Here is a 22,523-nt window from a genome sequence, read left to right as displayed (position 1 = left end):
CAGGCATGGCGGCAGCATCTGCACTTCGCTGCGATCAGTTCCTCGAAGGTGGCTCATGCTCATCTTGTTGCTCATGAACATGCCACCGGTCAAACCGGTGAAATAGTTTTCACACAGCCTGGACAGCCAGCCCTACCAGCGCTGAGCATGAGAGCACCCAGCGCGAGGCAGGGAGGCTTGTCCTCAAGCCGCCGCCGTCGGAGCCCATGCGCCTCTTTCCGGAAATCCGTTTCGGAAAACGCTATAACGCATCTGACAGGCTTTCTGGCTCATGCCATCACGCGGCGATCAAGCGAATCTCCGCGCCGCATCGATGCGCTGGCGATCCCGAATTGATGAGAGCAATCCGGCGCGGCAGTCCCGCGCCGGAGCTGTGACTGGCCGCGTGCTACTTCTTAGCCTCATCACCATGCGCGCAGGTGCAGGCATACTCCTTGTTCTTGCAGGTGGGGCATTGATCCAGATTGAGATTGAACTTCTCATTCACCGCCTTCGCACCTTCCTTCGCACGGATCTGCACCACGGTGGGGAGGTCGTTGCCTTCAGGGATGGCCTTGTCGGAGATCAGTTTGTCGCCCTCCTTTGCAAAGCTCAGTTTCGTCGGTGCCGAGCGGTCACCGAGAGTGACGCTGATGACCTGCTCGCCAGGGGCTACAACTTTCATGTCGTCGTTGATGAAGCGGATTTCCACCTTCTTGTCCTTGTTCACGAAGAACTCCACGTGGGGTTCCACTGCCGTGATGAGCCTTCCGCCGGTGGGGCCTGCCTTGGTTTCATGGTCATGCTTGTCTTTGTCAGCAGCGCTGGCGGTGAAGGCCAGCGCGAGGGCCAGCAGGGTGGTGGTGATCAGCTTTTTCATGGGATGTCGGTGTTCTTGTTGGGTTGGTTTTATCTTGGCGGCCAGGCTTGGGCGCCTGACCGCAGTGGAAATTCAATGGGATGCAGGTGCTTCGTTCTCGATGGCTCTCGCGGCGGCCTTGCGGCCCAGCAGCCAGAACATCGCAGGCGTGACCGCCATGTCGAGAAAGGTGGAGGAGATCAGGCCGCCGACGATCACGACGGCCACAGGGTGCAGAATCTCCTTGCCCGGCTGATCCGCCGCCAGCACCAGCGGTATGAGGCCGATGCCCGCTGACAGCGCCGTCATGAGCACCGGCACCAGCCGCTCCAGCGTGCCGCGTATCACCATCCTGCGCGTGAATCCTTCGCCCTCATGCTGCATGAGGTGCAGGTAGTGGCTGATCATCATGATGCCATTGCGCGCCGCCACGCCGCCCACGGCGATGAAGCCCACCAGCGTGGCGATGCTGATGTTGTTCAGCTTGAAATACGTGAAGGCCAGCCCGCCCATGAGCGCCAGCGGGATGTTCACCAATACCTGCAACGCCAGCGATGCGCTGCGGAAGTACCCATACAGCATCAGGAACACCGCCACGAACACGATGGCCGAAAACAACGCGATGCGCTGCGTGGCCTCCTGCTGCGCCTGGAACTCTCCCTCAAAGGTGATGAAGTAGCCTTCCGGCAGCTTCACCTTCGCCGTGACTTCATCCCGCAATCTCACGACGAGGTTCGACACATCCCGCACCGTGGGTTTGATGGCCAGCGCAAAGCGCCGCAGGCTGTTCTCACGAAAGATCACGTTCGGCCCCTTCGCTTCGCGCACATCCGCCACCAGTGACAAGGGGATGCGCTGCAGGTGCCGCCCGTCGCCCTCGTCCTGCATTTCGATGGGCAGCTCCGCAATCTTGTCCGGTGAATCACGCCACTCCACCGGCAGCCGCATCACCAGATTCACACGGCGCTGCCCTTCGCGCAGCTCAGCCACCGCTTTGCCACCGATGAGGCTGGAGAGCTGGTCATTGAGCCTGCCCGGCGCGATGCCATACGCCTTCGCGCGGTCACGGTCCGCCTCGATGCGGAGCTGCGGGATGGAGGAGGTCTGGTCGAGCTTGCAGTCCTGAAACCCCGGGATGGCTTGGGCGATGCCCTGGATCTCAATGCCGATCTGCCGCAGCCTGTCGAGATCAGGTCCGAAGATCTTCACCGCCACAGGGGCGGAGATACCGCTCATCATGTGGCCGATGCGATCCGCCAGCGGCCCTCCCACAATGGCAAACACTCCCGGCACCGTTTTGATCTTCTTCGAGATGTCATCCAGGATCTCCCTCCGGCTGCGCCCCTTCCCTGCGTGCTCACCTTCCATCTCGCGGAAATCCACATCGAACTCCGCCGTGGAGACGGGCACCACGTGGTCGCCACGCTCGGCACGCCCCAGACGTCGGCCCACCTTGCGCACCTCCGGCACGGTGAGGATCTGCTGCTCGATCACGTCGGAGATTTTGTTCATCTCCTCCAGCGAAGTGCCGGGTGCAGTCGTCGCGGCCACCAGCGCCGTCTCCTCCTGGAACTTCGGCAGGAAGTCCTTGTTCATCTTTGGATATAGCGAGAACGATCCAATCAGCAGCACGAAGGCGACGACGAGGACCATGAGCGGCTGATCCAGCGCAAAGCGCAGCAGGGTGTGCTCCAGCAGCCACTTCATGCCGCGCGTGATGAAGCCCTCCTTGTGCGCGTGGCCTGCGGCCGGATTCAGCAGCAGCGAGCACAGCACCGGGATGGCTGTGAGTGAAACGATGAAGGAGGCGATCATCGAAATGATCGTGGCGATGGCAATCGGCGCGAACAGCCTCCCCTCCACCCCCGTCAGACCGAGCAGCGGCAGGAAGACGAGGATGATGAGAATGGTGGCGTAAAAGATGGAGTTCCGCACCTCGCCCGAGGCCTTGGCGATCACCTGCAGCTTCGGGTGCGGCTTCGCCAGCGCCGCGTTTTCCCGCAGCCTGCGGAAGACGTTCTCCACATCCACAATCGCGTCATCCACCACCATGCCGATGGCGACGGCAAGCCCGCCGAGCGTCATGGAGTTCACACTGATGCCGCACCCCTTGAAGATCAGCAGCGTGATGCCAAAGGACAGCGGCATGGCCATCAGCGTGATGAAGGTGGTGCGGAAATTCAGCAGAAACACAAACAACACCAGCGTCACCATGATGGCGCCGTCACGGATGGCCTCGGTCAGATTCCCGATGGCATGATCAATGAAGTCCTTCTGCTGAAACAGCAGCGTGGTTTCCACCCCTTTCGGAAAAGTGCTCTGAAGTTCATCCAGCGCCTGTTTGATCTGCGCCGTCAGCTTGCGCGTGTCAAAGCCCGGTGCCTTGGTGATGGACATGATGACGCCGTACGTCGGCGACTTCTCCGGGGCCTGGCTCACCGTGGCATCCCCGCGCATCGGCTCGATGCCCCAGGCCACATTCGCCACGTCACCGATGGAAATGGGGCGGTCGTTGATCTTCTTGATGATCGTGCGCGCGATGTCGTTGAGCTCCACCGTCATCGCCAGATTGCGCACCATGATCTCCGTGGGGCCTGTGTTGAGAAAGCCGCCCGTCGTCGTGTTCGCCGCCTCGGCAGCGGCACGCTCCAGCTCATCATAGCTGATGCCGTTCGCCTGCATCTTGTAGGGGTCAGGCTGAATCTCGATCTGCTTGATGCCGCCGCCCATGTTGAGGATTTCCGCGATGCCGGAGATGCTCTGCAGGCGGCGCTTGATCGTCCAGTCCGCCAGAGAGCGCACGTCACGCGGCGGGATGTGGCCGGGTTCGCCTTCCTTCGTCGTTGAGCGCACCCCCACCAGCAGGATCTCACCCATCAGCGAAGCCACCGGCGTCATGAATGGCTGCACGCCCGGCGGCAGCTGGCCGCGCACGCTTTGCAGCCGCTCCTGCACCAGCATGCGCGCCTTGTAGATGTCCGTGTCCCAGCCGAACTCGGCATACACGAGCGAGAGCGACACATCGGAATTTGACCTCAGCCGCGTCAGCCCCGCCACGCCCATCAGCGCGCTTTCCATCGGCTGCGTCACGCGCATCTCCACCTCCTCAGGCGCGAGTCCCGGTGATTCGGTGAGGATGATCACCGTCGGCTTCGTCAAATCCGGCAGCACCTCCACCGGCAGCTCCGTGGCCGTACGCACCCCCATCACCATGAGGATGAGAGACACCCCGATGATGAGCGCGCGATTTGCCAGCGCCCAATGAATCAGCTTGTTGAGCATGGCTACTGCGCCTCCTTCTCCGTGGGTTTCGCCGCCGCGGCACCCTCACCGCCAATCCCACGCTTTTGGGAAAAGAGCGCGATGAGCAGCAGCACAAAAAGCACGATGGAGGCATACCTCCACAGCGGGCTGACACCTTCCTCCTCATGCTCATGGGCATGCTCATGGTCATGCGCAGCACCGCCTTTTTCTCCCGCCATCGCGGCCTTCTTTTCCGGCGTCAGTTCGGAGCCGTCCTCCGCATGCTCATGGCCGTGCGCCGCATCCAGCGCCTCCTTGAGCGAGACGCTGCTGGCTCCCGCAAAGGACAGCGAATACGCGCCGCGCGTCACCACCTCATCCGCAGGCAGCAGGCCGCTGGTGATCTCCACAAAGCGGTCGTTGATCTCGCCCACCTGCACCTGGGTTTTGATAAAAGCGTTCGGCAGGTCGAAGTCCTTCACATAGACAAAGCGGTTGCTCGATTCACCCTGCAGCGCAGCACGTGGCACGCTCACCACGTTGCTGCGCCGGCTCATCACGATGGAGAACTCCGCGCGCATGCCCGCGCGCAGCAGCCCGCCCGGATTCGTCAGGCGGAAGATCGCGTCGATCGTCCCGCTCTCCTTGTCCGCGCTGGTGCCAAAGCGCAGCAGCTCACCTGTGAATTTCTCATGCGGCAGCGCCGCCACCTTGATGTGCGCCTCCGTGCCCGGCTTCATGCGTCCGGCCTGGTGCTCCGGCACACGCGCCACGGCATACACCTCGCTAAGGTCTGTGATTTCCAGCAGCGCCTTCTGCGGGTCCAGCGGATCACCCAGCCGCGCGTCCACGCTCGTCACCAGACCGCCCAGCGGAGCTTTCAGCGGAATGACCGGCGGTGGATCCCCGGGCATGCGGCTCTCGATCTTCGCCACCTCGTCATCCTTCTTCACCGTGTCGCCCGGCGCCACCTTCAGCTCCACGATGCGCCCTGAAATGCGCGTGCTCACCGCCGCCACCTTGCCCGGGATGGCTTCGATGCGGCCCAGCGAGAAGATGGTGGCCTCAAAGTCCGTCTCCTCCGCCTCCACGGTTTCGATGCGGAGATTTTTCACCCCGGTTTCATCCAGCACCACCGTGTTCGCCGCGCGTTTGGAGTCGTCCCCGGCATGGGCCATGCCAGACATGGCGAGGCAGAGGATCAGTTGGGAAAGAGAACGTGTCATAAGGGTCAATCAGTGCAGAACATGGAAGAGCGCTCACGGTCTGGCGGTCGCAGATGAGGCGGGGGTGGGAGCAGCGGGCGCATGCCTGCCGGTGGCTGCCTCGTAGCGGATGCGCGCCAGATGAAAATCACGCACCGCATCCAGCGCGGCGGCCTCCAGTTGCAGGCGCTGCTCACGTGCGCGCAGGATGGTCAGCAGGTTGGTCTGGCCCTGCTCGTAGGCCTTTTCCAGCTTGTCCGTCTGCTCAATGACCAGCGGCAGCAGCTTGTCCCGCGTCTCATGCGCCAGATCGGCATTGGCCTGCATTTCGAGGCGGGCCGTTTCGGCTTCGCTGATGATTTGTTTTCCCAGCGCTTCTCTTTCCAGCAGGGCGCGCTCCGCACTCGCCGCCTTCTCGGCGATCTCCCCCTGGTTGCGGTTCCAGAACGGCAGCGGAATGGAGAAGCTGAAGCCGTAGTAACCGGTGTACTGGCGGTTCGCCGGCGTCACATCCTGCATTTCCCGCGAGGCAAAAAGGCCCGCCTTCACATCCGGCAGACGCTTGGCCTTCGCGAGCTGCTGGTCCGTCAGCGCCGCCGCGATCTTCGTCTGCGCAAGCTGGTAGTCCGCCCGCTGCATCCAGCCCGCACCCATACCAGGAACGGCCATGGCAGGCAGTCCGCCGGTGAGGTTCAGCGCCTCCTCAGGCGGCAGGCCCAGCATGGGCTTGAGCTGGCCCATGAGGCTGATGCGGGTGGTCTCCAGCTTCCGCGTCTCCAGCAGCAGCCGCTGGGCATCCACCTGCGCCTGGGCGGCATCCAGGGCGGAAATCTCCCCCGCTTTCGCACGCCCCCGCACAAACTCGGAGAGCTTCGCCGCCAGCGCCGTCTGCTGCTTTCTCAAAGCACTCTGCTGCGTGAGCGACAGCACCTGCACCGCAAGGCTCTGCGCCTCCGCGATCAGGCGCCGCTCCGCATCCCGCACCTCCAGCTCCGCCGCACCCACCATCTGCGCGCTGAGCTTCTTTTCCAGGCTCAGCCTGCGGGTGATGGGAAAGGCCTGATCAATGGAAAACACCCCGGTTTGCGGACTCACCTTGCTTTGATTTTGGAAACCGTAGCCAAACGTCGGATTCGCCAGCCTGCCGGAGCCGAGCTGCCGCCCCCGCGCCTCCTCCACCGCGAGCCGTGCGGCTTTAAGAGTTGGGTGTGAAGTGCGGACCTTCAGGCCGATTTCGGCCAGTGAAAGGGTCAGGGCCGGGGCCGCGGTGGCTCCCAGCAGCAAGGCGGTGCATAAAAGAGATGAGCGAAACATGGAGAGCGTGATGGTTTGAGATTTGCGGGCGTGGTCAGTCCATGCCCTGGGCCAGGGAAAAAAGCAGAGCGCCTCAGCCGTCAGTCGTGGACGGCGGCGCGGACCGCTCTCAAACCAAAATCACCACACAACGTGCCACCTGCAAAGCCGCAGTCGGCGGACTCTCGCCCGCGGTTTCCAGCGGCGTCTTCATCATTTCCTTCACCGTGAGAGCCTGGATCAGCACCCGCTCATGCACGGGAATCTCCGCCACCAGGACCGCCACAAAGGCCGGGATGGACACCGCCGTGAGACCTGCGGTGCCAGCCTGCAAATCCACCGTCAGCGGCGCATGATGCTCCGTGTCCTCGTGGTCGTCGTGTTCCTCGTGCTCAGCCTCAGAGCAGGAAACAAACCCGGTCTTTCCGGCCTCCGCCTCATGATGGCAGTGCTCTGCGGCCGTCTCCACGGCCACGCCCTGATGCTCACACACAAACCCGCGCTGCATCCCAAACACCTGCGCACACCCCACGACCAGAACGGCCAGCGAGGCAAGAATGCGCTTGGGGAAAAGTACCATGGCGAAGCTAAGATGCGAGCAGGGCCCGCTTTGTTCAATGTGATTTTTTGCCAGCGCCACAGAGCGGCTCCCCCTTCGCAAGTGCCGGAGACAGGACTCGAACCTGCACTTGTTTCCAAACCAGATCCTAAGTCTCGTTGTTGCGGGTTTCGCCAAGTTTGCTAATGTTCGCTCATGAGCGGCACAGTTCATTCGGAATCAATGACTTCAATGTCATCGGGTGAGTCCATGAGCGCACACTCGCGTTCAAACATGAACCAGAAAAGTGGCCAAGAAGTGGCCAAGGTTCTTCTTGGGCGAAAGAAGTCGAAGGCGTTGCCAAAGACTGATTCGCGGTACTGGCTGGCTCGCTTGTTTCGAAACACCTACCAAAACGGAGGCGAAATTGCGCTTACGCGGGATTGGTGTGCACGCATTTCCCGCGCAGGCAGACGCGAAACTTTCAACCTCGGTTCACCGAACCGGGATGCGGCGGCACGCACCGCCCAGAAGATCTATTCGTCTCTTCTCACCCAGGGATGGGAAAAGACCCTTTCGGAATTCAAACCAAAGGCAACGAAACCGACGCACATCGCCACCGTCGGAGAATTTCTCGCCGAGGTGAAGGCCACGGCAGGTTTTCGCGCATCCACATTCACAGTTTATTCGCAGAGCTTGCGACAAATAACCGCAGAGATCTGCGATATTGGGGACCAGCCTGCTCTGGATGAGGGGGGACGACCCAAGCGCGACCGCAAAAAACGGATCGTTTATCTTTCGCGCCGGGACCATCAGAGCGGAGGACGGCTGGCATGGGTGGCGAAAGTGGAGGCGCAACCGCTGGATGTTTTAACAGGGGCGGCTGTGCAGCGCTGGAAACTCGCATACATCGAGAGAGCAGGCACGGCACCCGATGCAGTTCGAAGAGCCACCAATACGGCAGGCTCTCTGCTCCGAAGCGCCAGAGCGTTGTTTTCAGAGCGCGCGCTCAAATACGTGTTGGAAACGCTCACCCTGCCCAATCCACTTCCATTTGCCGGGCTTAAAATCCCCAAAATGGCCGGCACTCGCTACTTCTCCCGGATCAACACCCACTCACTGATCAAGACGGCGCATCTCGAACTGAGCGGCGAGCCATTTAAGATTTTTTGCCTCGGCTTGCTTTGCGGTCTGCGAAAGCGTGAGATCGACACATTGCTGTGGCGGCAGGTCGATTTTCACAGCGGTCAGATTTGCATTGAGGCAACGGAACTCTTTCAGCCCAAGAGCGAGGAGTCATTCGGAGCCGTGGATTTGGATGCCGAACTGCTGGGGCTCATGAGAGCCTGGAAGGCAAAGGACAAGGGAGAATTTGTCATAGCACCGGACCTAAAGCCGCAGCAGCACATGTCTCGCTCGAATTACCGTTGCACCCGGCATTTCAAGGCGCTGTACGCTTGGTTGAAGGGCCATGGTATCAGCGACACCAAAAAGCTGCATACGCTGCGCAAAGAACTGGGTGCAGTCCTTGCCTCGGAACAGGGCATTTTTGCCGCTCAGAGCGTGCTCAGGCACGCGCAGATCAGCACGACCGCCGCTTATTACGCCGACAAGAAAAAGCGCATAACCGCGGGATTGGGCGCGCTCCTCGCCGCGACATCGACCAACATCGTCGAAGCCGAAATCAAGGCTGTTGATCCCGTTCGGCAATCAAAAACCCGCACTCAACGGTCATTTTCCCCCGACGACCCCGCAGCACAGAGTTGAATATCTGTCCAACGCGTCAACCGGGCGTGCTCCTCACGCACACACGGCACCATCACATCCGTAACTCCCACACGTATCCAAAGTCCCTTCACCGAACAGGAATCTCGAAACCGCGATGAAAACTTCTGTAATGAACTCAGGGAGCCCTTATGGAGACGAGATTTACAATGAAGGCCGTGGACGATTCTTGTTGGAAGAAACATGGGGGCAACGAACTCCTAATGTGCCGGGCTGCTTCCTAATCGATTGATCCTGTTGGCAAATATGTTACTTGCGATTCGGGACGACACTCGTGAACACGTTGAAGCCGCTATCGCTGCAATGGGATCGGAGCTTCTTGATCCACAGTCTCTGAGAGCAATCGATCTAGAGAAGATGAATGTGCCCTCCGAGAACGAGTTGCCAGCCTTGATCGGCGGCATTTGCAAAAGTTCATCGGAATGGATTTCACTAGTACATGCGTTTGGACATGCGTTTGGGCACGAATTCAAGAAGGCACTTCAAATGGAAAAAAAACAACGCCAGCATGAGACCAAAAGTCTTAAAAAACGCCTGTGCGAAGCCGTTGACTACCTGTTCGAGTTCCTGGAAAGAGGCGAAGGATTTACCCCACATGGTAACGCACTCCTTGTGAAGATTTCTCACGAACAATACCGGCCATTGTCCTCCGCGACCCTTCTGACTTACCTAGAAACTGCAAACGCTCTTGGACGGATTCCATCAGGCAAGGAACTGCGAGAAGGGGTGAAAAAAAAGTATGGTGATGCCACCTATCAAAAGAAGAAGTCCAATTTCGCATCCGAATTCCAGTCTGGACCGAAGATCAGCAAACTTCCCAATCGCACCTGGACGCAAATTCTCGACAAGGCAGGTATTTCGGTTCCGAAAAGGCAAAAAAAGAAAGTTAAGCGTAAATTGGACGCCTAACAACGGCATGATTTTGGATCATTTTTCGTGCTGTAGATGAGACGAGCTGGATGTGTTTTCTGAGCGCGCATGAAAGCTCACAATACAAACCCAGCGCAACTATTAACATCCAAACAACTTTCAATCCGTTGGCAGGTGACAACGATGACGTTAAGGCGGATGAGGCATGCAGGAATGCTACCAACCCTGCACATTGGTAGGGCGGTCCGCTTTGACCTCGAAGACATCGAGAAAATCGAAGCCGAATCCAAAGCATAAAAAGCCGTACGCCCTGTTACAGACATACGGGTCTTTTCGACGAGACAACTGAAGTCTGACACAGCCGGGCGGCGCTGCAACCAAGAATTGCTCCCATGAACAATTCAATTTCTGATGCCAAATTACGGCTTCTCATTCCAGACTTGATGCGCTTGATCGGGGTTCCTCCGACATCCATCCCCAAGTATCGCGCTTCGAACAGCACTGCGCAGAACGTCCGCTGTCCGTGGTTTCATCGACATAGCAACCAGGACAAGAACCCATCATGCAGCATCTACGCCAACGGCACCCGCATCAAATGTTTCGTCTGTGGCTACAACCTTGATGGACCAGAGTTTCTCAAGCGATGGAAGAACGTCTCAAGTGCCCAGGCAATCAGGAGTTTCAACAGCCTGGCAGTCGGCAGACCTCCAGTGATCATTCCGGCAAAAAGAGAGGCAGCAAAAATGGTGTCCGTCGGTCTATGCTCATTGAGCGAAGCCGACAAAGCGCAAATTGCCAGACTACGTGCCATCGATGTAAGCGCAGTCGAATGGGCATGTCGTCTAGGGGCCCTGCACTTCAGCCAGGTCTGCGGCTATCGCTCATGGGTCTTGACGGACGGAACAATGCGGATAGCCGAGGCACGCCGTCTGGATGGGACTAAATATCCTGAATGGGGAAATGTGGGTGAACGAAAAGCTCACACCATCAAAGGGTCTGAGAAGTCTTGGCCAGTAGGGATCGAGTTGTTGCGCCGGCATGCAGAGCTGCGGGCAGTTGTGCTCGTCGAAGGTGGGCCGGATTATTTGGCTGCTCTTCACTGGATCCATCAATTTCAGAGGCGTGACATCCTGCCTGTCGCGATGCTCGGGAAGGCCGAAATGCACCCTGAAGCGGTGCAATTGATGAGGGGTCATCGTGTGAGAATTTATCCACACAATGACCCGGACGGAGGCGGTCTGAAGACTGCCGTGCGGTGGAGCACCCAGCTCAGCCAGTCAGGCTGTCAGGTCGATCTGTTCCATTTTGACGGGTTAAACCGCACGAACGGTCAACCGGTCAAGGACCTCAATGATCTCACCACGATCAACCCACACCACCTCCAGATTCCCCAGGACCAACAAAAACTTCACTTCCTCCTTCCATGAACACAAACCAACCAGATTTTGATTCAAGCAGCACTCCAATTTCTTGCGGCCCACCACCCGTACCCGAGGGATTGATTAAAGCTAGCGGCCCTCCACCTTTCAATCCTGCAGAATTTAGCAGTCCTCCTGAAGACTTCACCCCGACGGCCATGCCGGGTTGTTCCAATAATGCAGATGCTGTTTTGCCCGGCGTTCAAAATCAGGCGATAACGAATTCCGCAGAAAACGCAGGTTTTGACATCGGTGAGAATGAGGAAGATGAATTTCCGCTCGAATGCCTCCCGGACATTCCGCGTCGCATCATAGCGGAGGTGAGCAAGGCCGTCTTGATTCCGGTGCCTCTTGTTGCGGCATGTTCATTGGGTGCCCTTTCCTCTGGCCTCGGAGCCGGAGTGGAAATCATGACTGATGGAATCCGAGGCATGAGGCCTAATCTTTTCATCATTGCCGTAGCGGCCAGCGGCACGGGCAAAGGCAGAGCCTTCAAGGCCATCATGGAGCCCTTTACTGATTATGAATCCGAGAAGCTGGACAGGTGGCAGAACGAGGTGCTGCCGGGACTTCTAGCGGAATTGGCGATAGTGAAGCGTCGAACTGAGAGTTTGGAAAAGTCTCTTGGGAAGCAAGTGAGTCAGGACACTAACGATGGTTTGGATAGCCTCACCTCACTTCAAAGGCGTCGGCAGGATCTGGAGGCACAACTACACGAGCCACGTTTAAGTGTCGCTGATGCCACCGCAGAGGCGCTTGCAATTGCCCTCAAACATGGGAAGCACGAAGCAATAGCAAGCATGAGCAGCGAAGCGCGGGGGTGTGCTGATGTACTGGCAGGCAGGTACAACAAGAAAAGCGATGAGAGCATTTATCTGGCCGGATTTTCCGGTGACCCATGCAAGTATGACCGCATTGGCAGACCGAGCATTCAGATCGCACAGCCATGTCTTGGTATTCTTTGGATGATACAGCCGGACAAATTTGATGAACTCAGGTCAAAACCGTCTCTCTGTGAGAGCGGGTGGCTGCCTCGTTGCCTCATTTTTGATTCCAAAGCTCGCCCTCAACGTGTACCTAAGGTGCGCCATGTCATTGACAAAGAAGCCAGTGATTCATGGTCACGCTTGGTGAAGGATCTCCTTGTCAATGTCCACGACATAAAGAAGCCTGTTGTCCTTAGCCCAACACCTGAAGTCTCCGATATGTTTATTGAGTACACCAATGAACTTGTGGACATCCGGCAACCCGGCGGGGCGCTCTATGATGTGGACACATACGTTTCAAGATGGGCCGAGCTGGCATGGCGTCTGGCAATTGTGCTGCATGCTGGGCTGCATGGTTCAAAAGCTCTGGAGGAAACAATCAGTACGAAAACAGCAAGCGATGCCATCAGGCTGATGCGCTGGTTTTCGCGCCAACAACTTCAGCTCCTGTCAGCTGGACGTGAGGAGAAGAAATTGGAAAGGCTCACTCGGTTAATCTCACTGCTTTCAAGCGAACCAGAAAGCACTTCTACGACGCGCGATATGGAGCGCAGACATGGTTTCACAAAGGAGGAAATACTGGCCCTTGCCAAAGACCACCCAAACCAAATTTTCACCAAAGAAATCAAACCAACGGGGCCAGGAAGACCCTCCATTAAGGTCAGTCTCTTACCAATATCCTGAATCATATATGCCTCCCGGGTCAAATGAGTGGCGGAGACTCGGCCACCCAAATTATCGTGATCATGGGGGACGTGACAAAATCTGCATTATCTGCGAAATGGTTTCAATTTGTCGAATTCGGCTTGCAGCACCCACGACGGAATCTGCATTATCTGCGAAATTCCCCATATCCCTCCCGATTGGCGTTCAGCCCCCTCGAAGTGTGATGCAATCGGTCTTGCCCTGCCGGCGACATAACAAACACAAGGGGGATAGGGTTCTGAAAAAACGGGGGGACATTTCAGACTCTCCTGGGTCTTGTGTGCAGCATCCCCTTCCCGGGAACACGCGCGCGTACATTCCGTGGCCCATGTCTGAACAATGCATGTACAAGAAAGGCAGATTCATGGCTGGCCCACACACTCCTGAGAATTGAACCATCGCATTCCAGCGAATGTACTCACACCGACCGCGCACAATGTGCCTTTGTGACGAATCACGTCATAGCTGCGCCGCCGTAGTACGCTACGCCGTTGCGATGTACACAAACCTGGATGGCGTACAATGTCAGGCCTGTATACCTCAGCCTTTCCCGGCAGTCGTGGTGACCATGCCCGATGTACCTTATTCAAGAACATGTGTGCTTTTCATCGTCGTACTGGGAGTCTCCACCACCTCGTCGCCGTAGGGGCTCCGGCTGTTCTCTCCCCCCGCCGTACATGAGGTTTATTTCCTCGACACCCCATCTCGGCTGGGATCAAAAGACAGCCAGTGGCGGTCCGTGATCCCCTGACGGGCCGCTGACATGGTTGATTGGGCACTGGCAACTGTACGGTGCCGAGCTGTCGGCGCTCGTGGCGCAGCATGACCTGCGCATCAGCTCCCTGACTGCCAGACCCAACGCGCCTAGGCGGATTTGCGGTTACCCACCTGAGTGGTGCCTGCATTGATCTGGATCTGCCAAAAGGGGCCATGACCTTCATGCTCATGATCCTTGGCTCCATCGTGAGGGGCCAGTGCGGTGGGCGCCTACGGACCATCCGCCATGATCGCAGCCGAGAACCTCCACGCAGGGTTGTCTCTGGGCGGGGCAAGTACAACCTGTCATCCGAGGGGTGAACGCGACGCGGAAGGGCGGAATCATTTTCTGTGAGGGCACAGCGGGCGGGCGTCATTACGAACCTCATGCACCTTATTTTTTGCTGTCCAGCCACGGGCGCATCGTGCGGGAGAATTACTCCAAAGCCGTGCTGGCGCGCGACCGAGACATTGCGGGGGGCTGCTCCAAATCCTGGCCCACACATATCAACGCTTCAAACAACTCGCCGCTGTGCAAAAGTGTCCAACGGCGAGTTAATCAAGGGACATACATCCGCATTGTCATCTTCACTGGTAATCATGGTCTTCAAATAATGCATGCACGGAGCGCTTGTTGTTGACACTTCGTACGCGAGACCGGAGCTTTTTCATGTCACCCACACGGGCCTCACCGATTCAGCGGAAGTCAGAACGCCAAGATCATTCAGGGCCACTGCACTTCAGTTCACCGCAGCCCGAACTCTTCACCGGATTGTCATCATGACCGCAACTCCAGATCCATCTACCCCTGCTCTACTACCACCAGGCACGCCAAACGCTCCCGAAACACCTGCGATACCACCCAGCCCGAATACCGACACTTCCGAGACGCTCAACAAGCCCGGGGTTTCCTATGGCGCTCGCATCGAAGGCATTGCCATTGAGTACAGCCTGCACCCCGTTGATGTGGCAATTGGGATTGCAGGTGTACTGACCAACATTGCCGGCCCTCATGCTGGTCTGGTAGATTCCTGCGGCGGCCGTGTCAAACCACACCTCAGCCTGCTCCGCATCGGCAGTACGGCATCCCGGCTGCATCTGCTGGAGCGACGGCTGTTTCATCCGCTCCGTACTCGTGCGAACTGGCTGCGCCAAAGTGCCAGCAGCCACTCGCGCCGTCTCGCCGACATGTGGACGTTCCCCAGCGGCGCTCCGCCTTCGGGCGGCATGAAACACGGAGGCCTTCCCGCCTTCTTCCACCAGCGGAAGGAGAATGCCAACGAGGGGCAAGAAAAGCTGTTCCTAGAACGCGGACTCGATTCCCAAGTCTTCGATGAGGCGAGGCTAACCGGCTCAATGATGTACTTTGGTCTCGGAGGCAATCCAGTACGCAGCAGTCCGGGTGCCGTACATCTGCCATCTTTTTTCTTTGAAGGCATCTCTCTGGACAAGGTTGCCACGGCCTTGAACGAAACCATTCATCGTGAGGCACTGCTGCTCATGCCAGCCGGCGGAGTGTTCGACCCGTTTCACAAACTCTCCACCAAGGATGAAGCACTGGTGCGCAACTTGGTGGCCCTGTTACGTGGTCGTGATGTGGAGTTTGCCCCTCTGCACCCAGATCAGGGACCGGGCACTTTTGAGCACACGCGCGTCAATCTGTGGGCTGCCATGACATTGGAACGGTTAGGCGATACGCTGCAGGATGAGTCATCCCCTTGGAACGCGCTGTACGATCAATGCCTCCTGTGGGATGGTTCCACGGGAACGGCAACTCTGGACAAAGAGTACAAGGCGGTCGAAGCATGGCGGCACTACGACCATCTCGTGAACGACCTGTTGGAGAGGCGGTGCTTCGGACCAATGCAGATGCAGAGCCGATTGCCGATCCCTCCAGACTACCAACAGATGTTTCAGAGAACGCAGAATGAATACCTGGCGTTGCTTGAGGAGGCCCTGCCGCGCGACAGTTCACAGGTCGTGCAGTTTTGTGACCTGCCGGAACGTCTCATGTGGGTGTTCCTCCTGTTCCGCGACGACAGGGAGTCATTCTGGTGCGGCAAGGCGGCGTTCACGACTGCACTCTATGCGGCAAAGATGCACGCAAACATGCTGAAGCAGGCGCGTGAAATGTACACTGTGCGAAATCTCCTGAAAAGTGCTGAAAAAGTCACCTCTATATTGAACCGCAAAGGGCCCTGCAAAGTTCGGGGACTGCAGCGTTCCTGCAACAAGCAGAGTGCGGATTCATTCAAGCCTGCACTAAACCTCCTGCAACAACAAGGGCGGGTGCGGGTCGATCCGGATAACCGCTTCCAGCTTATCGGCCAGTCATGAGCGTCAAAAGCCCCCCGGTCCATCCCTCAGTACGGCACCGCCTCATGACACCAACCACCTCGATCACACTTAACCACCATGTCCACTCCACCTCCATTTGTATTCGGCAGCGGTGACAGCTTTGCTGATGTCCGCGACTGCATCCCTCCCCGACTGCTTGCTCTGGCCGCCAAAGGTCTCGCACTCCTTGGCCTAGACACACCCGTTGTGGCTGTTGCCGGCCTGGCCCACCTTGCCGCCAGTTTGGGGCGTTCTTGCTTCTTCGACGATGGTTCCTCGCAGTTTCCACCCTGCTTCAGTCTCGCTGTGCTCTCCGACAGCCTGCTGCCCTTTGACTGGCTGTCTGTACTGGGCCGGGGTTGGGTTGACGATGCCACCCGGATTCAGAATCTGGATTCCGACCATATTCGAGCAGTGATCAAGAATGCATTGCGCGATGTCGCGACCAAGGGACCAGACCGCAGCTCAATTGATCCACAGTTCGAGGCCTATGCGGAGAAACTACCGCTAACAGTCGTGAACCTGATGCGTCGGCGTACCATCCTCTCCAAAGTGGATCCCGACGCAGCGGCGCGTGCCGTTATTGATTCACGGGATCACTGTGCCGTCATCATGAATGGTGCAGGTGACCCAATGACGGAATGGGCCCAATTAACTCCTGGCAGACAACAGAAGCTGACGGAAATGCTCAAGCTTGGCTGGCAGGGAAAGCCGTTGACGGTCACGTCCAAGGGGGCAGAGGTCCCAGGCACGGTACATGCACTATGGCTTACTGGGCGCGAGCCAATCAGGAGAGCTTTGTTTGACCGACGTGGCACCATCGTAAACCAGTCTGCACCTGTGCTATTGTTCCAACAGCACGGAAATCCCAAGCGGCTGCCAGATGTCGATGCAGCGGAGTTTGTGGAGTGGTCCAAGTGTTTGAAAGCGGCCTTCGATTATCGCAGTAATGCTTCCCAGGGAGGTCCATCTACCATCGTGATCAACAAACACGCGAGGCGGGTAGCGGAAGAATTCTACGAGCAGTTTGCCGATGCTCTTGTACGGGTGCCTGAATCCTTGCATCCACATCTGTCCTGGTTGCCAGATCTTCCCTTGCGCCTCTTTATCAACCTTCTGTTGTCCAAATCAATTGAGAGGCTGCTGGACATGAATCCTACCGGAGTGGCGCAGGAACCGCCCAAACCTGATCCAAACGAACTTCAAGCAACCATGCGGCAGGCTGTGCGGTTGACCCGATGGTTGTGCCAGGAACATTACCGGGTCGTGTGCAGCTACGTGGATGCGGCATCCACCGACAGCACAGGACCAGCCACCGACAGCACAGGACCAGCCACCGACAGCACAGGACCAGCCACCGACAGCACAGGACCAGCCACTGACAGCACTGACATGGCAGTCTTGGAAGAGGTCATCCTGGCCAAATTGAAAGACAAAGGCCCTCTGGAACCCAGGGAATTGCAGCGCAGCTTCCATGCTTTGAGTGCCCACACTCGCAACAGTGCCATCCAGAGGCTGAAATCTATTGGGTTGGTGATCGATGATCCGGATGGAAGGCTAGCGGCGGCGGCTTGAGCAGCGGTTTCCGCTGACAGTCAGCGTGTCAGCGCATGGCAAAATGGGCTTTGCGGCCTGATCGTGAAAAATGGCGCTGACAAGTCCGACTACGAGGGCGTTATGATCGAAAGCGCCAAAAATCACCTTGGTGCAATTCTGCGCTGTTAGCGATTTTGCCACGGAAATGCCCCCCAGTCGCTATTGCAGCTCACACTTGCATGCAGGGCAGCATGTAACGGATTTGCTGTACAGAGGGTTGCTGCAGTTGCCGCATATCCAGCGAATCGACTTCACCGAGCCAACAACCAAAAATATAAAAAGCAAAGCAACTCCGTACATCGCCCCGCCTTCACCCGCCAAGGAGTAACCCACGAGGGGTGCTAACAAACCAGCGAACTGGATCCAACATCCAACCCCAGCGGCTTCTGTTGTGCGTATTTTTTTAGCTGTCTGTGCCATGGCAATCACCCTTCAGTTTTGGTTCAAATGAATATCACTGATTATTTGTGTCCACATTTTGGGCAGCGCCGTGAAAAGTGATCAACAGCTAGGCCGATAAGAACACCAATAAACAAGCCAATTACACCCCACCACCCAATCACCCCGGCAAGCTCATTTGTAATAGTTGTAGCAGCATGGCCCAAACCGGAACCCGACGGCTTCGCTTGCGAGTGCGGTAGGAATCGACGATCAACTGGGGGTCTGGGCAAATCCATGTCGATGCCTTCAATGATTAGGTGTCCAAAACACAATCTGCAGATGATTGCGCCTGCAATTGCAAACCCCGCTGATGTCACAAAGGCACCGGGAGAATCTGCGAAAAACTGATGTTTACAGCTGGGGCAATGGATCTGGGGCATAAACAAATATTTGGGACCGCCAAGTGACTATTAGGATTTTTGTTAATGCGGGCTCCACTTGCCCAATCCTCATCATGGGCCCAGCATCTTTTCCATGGCCGCTCTGCCCAGTATGACGCCAAGGCCAAACGCAAGGTCGTCAGCATCTTTATTGGTTGTCCCGGTGCTTTCGACGACTTCATGCTTAGTGACAGCATCAATGTTAGCATTGTAGACCAATCGAATTTTTGTCCACCCGGATGGGGTGAGGACACCCTGCCAGTACAAAGTATAGTTGACGCTGAGTTTGTGAATGCCGTTGAGATTCTTGGGTTTTCCAGTTTTCCACTCCACCCCAACATTTTCGACCCAGATGCTGATGCCCTGCCCCGAAGGATGAACTACCTGGAAAACATTCTGGGCACCAGAAATGTACTTTCCATCAGCCTGCTTCACCGGGGCGTTCAGCATTCTTTCAAACTCCATCTTGAGCATCGCTGTCGTCACATTTTCTGCCACATTTGCATCCGGTGGATCACCTGGCTTCAAGCGGCCTTGCAGTTCCACACTCCATTCACCTACCTGCCTGGGCAGGCCAGCCTGCGCTTCAACGACATATTCCCCGGAAAGTTTGCCATTTTGAAGCTCCCCCTGCCAGTCGATGGTCATGCCATATGGATCGGTGCTGGTGAATTTATATTCCGGTCCCACACGTGATCCCGTTATCTGCCCCCCTCCCATGAGCCAGCCACTAACCGACATCATCCCTGTTAATCGGTTGTTCTCTTCGCTGACCATGAGCTTCACATGTCCGTCCGCGTTGGCGGTGACATTGTGACATGTGCCTTCAAAAGCTGTCATATCCTCAGCCATCACTTGTGAGTTGCATGCCCAAAGGTAGGAGACCAAAACAACAAGTGTGTACGTTTTCATGGCATTTCAAAATTGGTGACCCGTGAGACGCGATGCTTTGATGCGTTTATTTTCCTTTGTTCCCCCAGGGGAACCAATGCTGCCCATCGAGATGCCAAAGTCAAGTTCCCAATGGGGAACACATGAGCCAGCGCTTCCGCAACATCTTGGGTCCGAATATCCGCAAATGGCGGAAGAAGGCCGGATTGTCTCAGGATGATCTGGCAGCTAGATTACAGCTCGCTGGCCTGGAAAACATTGACCGAGTAGCGGTGGCCAAAATCGAATCGCAGATTCGTTCGCTCTTTGATTATGAACTCATTGTGATCGGAATCGCGCTGAAGGTTTCTCCCGAAGAGATGATTGCTGTTTCGGATCGGAGCCTACGGGCCAATTTGCCAACGTTGTGCGGTGCCAGGCTGAAGGACTAATGTAGGCCTTGCCGACTTGCTGGTACGATGCCGAGGGCAAGATGCCCGCCAAAATTTTGGACTGTAAAATCACGGAACTTTTTCCCGCGAGCACCAAAGCGGTTCTGCCGATGCTACAGCACAGCAAATGATGGGGATCCTCAGGCCACTGTCCGGGGCGCTACCGTGCAGATCCTTGCTTGGGGTGTTCATCTTTAAGAAGCGACTCCATTAATCCACCTCTCGCGCCAAAATCGTCATCTTAAGCCCTCCGAAGCCGAAGGCTATCGCTATTCCGACCTTAAGGGATCAGACTGACGGAGGCCTCAGGGAAAAGATGCGAACAACCAGTCGCCATTGCCAGATGCGATGGTCACACACCTATGAAACTCAACACACTCGAAGATCTCTTCCACCATGAACTCAAAGACCTTTACAGTGCTGAGAACCAGCTTGTGAAGGCTCTGCCAAAAATGGCGAAAGCCGCAACCAATCCCCAACTCAAGGCCGGTTTCACGGAACATTTGGAGCAAACCAAAGGGCATGTGCAACGCCTTGAACAGATTGGCGAAGCCCTCGGCAAAAGCCTTGGCGGCCACAAATGCAAGGCCATGGAGGGCCTTGTTGAAGAAGGTGCTGAACTTATCAGCGAGGACGCCGCCCCTGAGGTGAAGGACGCAGGCCTGATCGGCGCTGCCCAGCGCGTCGAACACTACGAGATCGCCGGCTACGGTACCGCTCGTGCACTCGCTACCCGCCTTGGTCTCGACGAAGCCGTCGAACTCCTGACTCTGACGCTTGAAGAAGAAAAGGAAACCGACGAAAAACTTACCGAACTCGCTTTGTCGGAGGTCAACGAAGCCGCAGCCGCTTGATGATGGGGCGGTCATTATTGACTCTGTTAGTGCAAACCCGTTTTTGCTCGTGGGCCTTTACCGCCCGGAACGCAAAAGCGGGTTTGGATCGTATGCTGAACACTACGCCTCAAACTTGCTTCTGACTCAAGATCACCGCGCTTGCACTTCCATTGATCAGGTGGCAGCTCTTCATAGAATTCTGTACTGGCTCTGGCTTGAGCCGACTCGGCAAGAATGCACCTTGCCGCCACCTCCTGCACTGAAATGCCTCATGCTGTCGTTCACGCCACCCGTGAAGCGCCGGCGGGATGAGTGGTAGCTACATACGTCAACATCATTCGCAGGAATGGCAAGGTCATGCGCGAGAGTGGCGCAGATCTCCAAAGCTAGGTCCATGTCGATCAACCTGTCATTCCAAACGGGAGAAACGGATTGAAAATAACGTCACCGCTGCTCAAACCAGCACGTCCTTCAACACATGCCCGTGCACATTTGTGAGCCTGCGTTCGAGGCCGTTGTGATAGAACGTCAGCCGTTCGTGATCGAGGCCCATGAGGTGGAGAATCGTCGCATTGAAATCATAGACGGAGGTGCTGTTGAGGGCGGATTTGAAGCCGAATTCATCGCTTTCGCCGTAGCTGAAGCCTTTCTTGACGCCGGCTCCGGCGAGGAAGCAAGTGAAGGCTCCGGGGTTGTGGTCGCGGCCCGTGCCGTTGCCTTGCAGGAAGGGCATGCGGCCAAACTCAGTGGCCCAGACGATGAGCGTATCCTCCAGCAGGCCCCGGCGTTTCAGGTCGCGAATGAGTGCAGCGGTGGGTTGGTCCATAATCTCGGCCTGGATGGCGTGCGTGGCCTTGATGTCGCTATGCGAATCCCAGTTGGTGATGCCATTACCACCTGAAGGATCGCTGCCATTGAATAGCTGCACTACGCGAACTCCTTTTTCGATCAAGCGTCGAGCGAGGATGCAATTTTTGGCATACTCGCGTTTCAAATCGCTGCCCTTGTCGGTGCCGTATTCCTTGTGAATCGATTCGGGCTCTCCCTCCAGAGCCATGATTTCAGGCACAGACATTTGCATCCGACCCGCAAGTTCATAGCTGGCAACACGCGCCGCCAGATTTGCGTCGCCGGGGAACTGCTCCAGGTGCTTGCTGTTGAGCCGCTTCAACAGGTCGATGGCCGCACGATCATCGACTGCTGAGTAACTCGCTGGGCGAGTGAGATTCGCCGGAGGGCTCTTGGCTGTGAAGTCGGTGCCCTGGAAGGCGGCAGGCAGGAAGCCACTGCCGAAGTTGTTTTTGCCCGAGCGTGCCATGCCCCGTGGATCATTGATGGCGACAAAGGCCGGCAGGTCCGCGCACTCGGAGCCGAGCGCATACGTCGTCCACGCACCGAAGGAAGGAAAACCCTCCATGGTGAATCCCGTGTTCATGAAGTTCTCGCCCTGCGGATGCGCGCTAGTCTGCGTGTTCAGCGCATGGAGAAAACAAAAGTCGTCGGCCGAGCTCTCCGCCATGGTGCGGCAGCAGGTCAGAAATCGCCCTTGCCGGACTGGCCGCGCGGTTTGAAGTCCCAGAACGGCTTTGCGATGTTGCCACTCGGTCCTTCAAATGTCACTGCGGGCATGTTTGGCGGCTTTTTGCCGTGGTGTTTGATGAGTGCCGGCTTGTAGTCAAAGGTATCGACGTGGCTCACCGCGCCAGGGCAAAAAATCACCAGCACACGCTTGGCAGGCATCGGGAAATGCGGCTTGCGCGGTTCATACGGATGATCAGCATCGATCTGCGGGCGAATGGAGACTTTGCCGGTAAAGTTGGCTTTTTCTTCCGCTGCCAGAAGCTGGGCCAGCCCCAGTCCGCCAAAGGTCATGCCGGTGGAGCGCATGAAGCTGCGGCGGTCGAGGAGATGGCGACCTTTGAAGGAGATGTTTTCGGCAGTTCCATTACTGATTTGAAGCTGCGGATTTGGGCT

14 protein-coding genes and 1 pseudogene are annotated in these 22,523 nt (G+C 57.1%); 8 read left to right on the top strand and 7 right to left on the bottom strand.

The genetic code is table 11. The features are described from left to right. Nucleotides 1-388: 388 nt before the first annotated feature. From ACILSL_RS02680 to ACILSL_RS02660, 5 genes are all read right to left on the bottom strand, one after another. Entirely contained in the window at nt 389-859 is a 471-nt protein-coding gene (locus ACILSL_RS02680; protein ID WP_395730453.1) for a hypothetical protein, read from the bottom strand. Between the two features lie 72 nt (nt 860-931). Further along, nucleotides 932-4,120 (bottom strand): efflux RND transporter permease subunit, encoded by a 3,189-nt coding sequence (locus ACILSL_RS02675; protein WP_395730452.1) that lies wholly within the window; start codon nt 4,118-4,120, stop codon nt 932-934. A gap of 2 nt (nt 4,121-4,122) precedes the next feature. Beyond that, the gene (locus ACILSL_RS02670) at nt 4,123-5,307 is read right to left on the bottom strand and encodes an efflux RND transporter periplasmic adaptor subunit (protein ID WP_395730451.1); all 1,185 of its coding nucleotides are present in this window, start codon (nt 5,305-5,307) and stop codon (nt 4,123-4,125) included. A gap of 33 nt (nt 5,308-5,340) precedes the next feature. Next, nucleotides 5,341-6,600 (bottom strand): TolC family protein, encoded by a 1,260-nt coding sequence (locus tag ACILSL_RS02665; RefSeq protein WP_395730450.1) that lies wholly within the window; start codon nt 6,598-6,600, stop codon nt 5,341-5,343. Between the two features lie 109 nt (nt 6,601-6,709). After that, nucleotides 6,710-7,159: a hypothetical protein gene (locus tag ACILSL_RS02660; protein WP_395730449.1), complete on the bottom strand. Its 450-nt coding sequence runs from the start codon at nt 7,157-7,159 to the stop codon at nt 6,710-6,712. A 252-nt stretch (nt 7,160-7,411) separates the two neighbouring features. On the opposite strand from ACILSL_RS02660, the gene ACILSL_RS02655 reads away from it, so the two are divergent. From ACILSL_RS02655 to ACILSL_RS02630, 6 genes are all read left to right on the top strand, one after another. Then, on the top strand, nt 7,412-8,884 hold the full coding sequence (locus ACILSL_RS02655; protein WP_395730448.1) for a tyrosine-type recombinase/integrase: 1,473 nt from the start codon (nt 7,412-7,414) through the stop codon (nt 8,882-8,884). Nucleotides 8,885-9,148: 264 nt separating this feature from the next. Next, nucleotides 9,149-9,811 carry a hypothetical protein gene (locus ACILSL_RS02650; protein WP_395730447.1) on the top strand — a complete coding sequence of 221 codons (663 nt, stop codon included), beginning with the start codon at nt 9,149-9,151 and terminating at the stop codon, nt 9,809-9,811. A 353-nt stretch (nt 9,812-10,164) separates the two neighbouring features. Next, nucleotides 10,165-11,199 (top strand): hypothetical protein, encoded by a 1,035-nt coding sequence (locus tag ACILSL_RS02645; RefSeq protein WP_395730446.1) that lies wholly within the window; start codon nt 10,165-10,167, stop codon nt 11,197-11,199. Beyond that, nucleotides 11,196-12,860: a DUF3987 domain-containing protein gene (locus ACILSL_RS02640; protein WP_395730445.1), complete on the top strand. Its 1,665-nt coding sequence runs from the start codon at nt 11,196-11,198 to the stop codon at nt 12,858-12,860. Before ACILSL_RS02645 ends, ACILSL_RS02640 begins: the two co-directional genes overlap by 4 nt. Nucleotides 12,861-14,417: 1,557 nt before the next feature. Then, complete coding sequence (locus ACILSL_RS02635) at nt 14,418-15,974, top strand: hypothetical protein (protein WP_395730444.1); 1,557 nt, start codon at nt 14,418-14,420, stop codon at nt 15,972-15,974. Between the two features lie 78 nt (nt 15,975-16,052). Then, complete coding sequence (locus tag ACILSL_RS02630) at nt 16,053-17,549, top strand: hypothetical protein (RefSeq protein ID WP_395730443.1); 1,497 nt, start codon at nt 16,053-16,055, stop codon at nt 17,547-17,549. Nucleotides 17,550-18,463: 914 nt separating this feature from the next. Here ACILSL_RS02630 and ACILSL_RS02625 read toward each other — a convergent pair. Beyond that, nucleotides 18,464-19,303 (bottom strand): hypothetical protein, encoded by an 840-nt coding sequence (locus ACILSL_RS02625; protein ID WP_395730442.1) that lies wholly within the window; start codon nt 19,301-19,303, stop codon nt 18,464-18,466. Nucleotides 19,304-19,425: 122 nt separating this feature from the next. On the opposite strand from ACILSL_RS02625, the gene ACILSL_RS02620 reads away from it, so the two are divergent. Further along, entirely contained in the window at nt 19,426-19,713 is a 288-nt protein-coding gene (locus tag ACILSL_RS02620) for a helix-turn-helix domain-containing protein (RefSeq protein WP_395730441.1), read from the top strand. A gap of 362 nt (nt 19,714-20,075) precedes the next feature. Beyond that, entirely contained in the window at nt 20,076-20,567 is a 492-nt protein-coding gene (locus tag ACILSL_RS02615) for a ferritin-like domain-containing protein (protein WP_395730440.1), read from the top strand. Nucleotides 20,568-21,003: 436 nt separating this feature from the next. On the opposite strand, the pseudogene ACILSL_RS02610 reads toward ACILSL_RS02615, so the two are convergent. After that, nucleotides 21,004-22,436: pseudogene (locus ACILSL_RS02610) on the bottom strand (DUF1501 domain-containing protein). Nucleotides 22,437-22,523: the final 87 nt, after the last annotated feature.

The sequence above is a fragment of the Prosthecobacter sp. genome, from assembly GCF_044222345.1.
Classification (GTDB): domain Bacteria; phylum Verrucomicrobiota; class Verrucomicrobiia; order Verrucomicrobiales; family Verrucomicrobiaceae; genus Prosthecobacter.
Note: the sequence above shows the minus strand (reverse complement) of the source record. Positions and strands in the feature narration are given on the sequence as shown.

What these genes read in the sequence shown, in the direction of transcription:
- ACILSL_RS02665 (WP_395730450.1), bottom strand. Translation starts at nt 6,600, where the DNA reads ATGTTTCGCTCATCTCTTTTATGCACCGCCTTGCTGCTGGGAGCCACC.
- ACILSL_RS02620 (WP_395730441.1), top strand. Translation starts at nt 19,426, where the DNA reads ATGAGCCAGCGCTTCCGCAACATCTTGGGTCCGAATATCCGCAAATGG.
- ACILSL_RS02675 (WP_395730452.1), bottom strand. Translation starts at nt 4,120, where the DNA reads ATGCTCAACAAGCTGATTCATTGGGCGCTGGCAAATCGCGCGCTCATC.
- ACILSL_RS02635 (WP_395730444.1), top strand. Translation starts at nt 14,418, where the DNA reads ATGACCGCAACTCCAGATCCATCTACCCCTGCTCTACTACCACCAGGC.
- ACILSL_RS02640 (WP_395730445.1), top strand. Translation starts at nt 11,196, where the DNA reads ATGAACACAAACCAACCAGATTTTGATTCAAGCAGCACTCCAATTTCT.
- ACILSL_RS02625 (WP_395730442.1), bottom strand. Translation starts at nt 19,303, where the DNA reads ATGAAAACGTACACACTTGTTGTTTTGGTCTCCTACCTTTGGGCATGC.
- ACILSL_RS02655 (WP_395730448.1), top strand. Translation starts at nt 7,412, where the DNA reads ATGAACCAGAAAAGTGGCCAAGAAGTGGCCAAGGTTCTTCTTGGGCGA.
- ACILSL_RS02650 (WP_395730447.1), top strand. Translation starts at nt 9,149, where the DNA reads ATGTTACTTGCGATTCGGGACGACACTCGTGAACACGTTGAAGCCGCT.
- ACILSL_RS02670 (WP_395730451.1), bottom strand. Translation starts at nt 5,307, where the DNA reads ATGACACGTTCTCTTTCCCAACTGATCCTCTGCCTCGCCATGTCTGGC.
- ACILSL_RS02630 (WP_395730443.1), top strand. Translation starts at nt 16,053, where the DNA reads ATGTCCACTCCACCTCCATTTGTATTCGGCAGCGGTGACAGCTTTGCT.
- ACILSL_RS02660 (WP_395730449.1), bottom strand. Translation starts at nt 7,159, where the DNA reads ATGGTACTTTTCCCCAAGCGCATTCTTGCCTCGCTGGCCGTTCTGGTC.
- ACILSL_RS02645 (WP_395730446.1), top strand. Translation starts at nt 10,165, where the DNA reads ATGAACAATTCAATTTCTGATGCCAAATTACGGCTTCTCATTCCAGAC.
- ACILSL_RS02680 (WP_395730453.1), bottom strand. Translation starts at nt 859, where the DNA reads ATGAAAAAGCTGATCACCACCACCCTGCTGGCCCTCGCGCTGGCCTTC.
- ACILSL_RS02615 (WP_395730440.1), top strand. Translation starts at nt 20,076, where the DNA reads ATGAAACTCAACACACTCGAAGATCTCTTCCACCATGAACTCAAAGAC.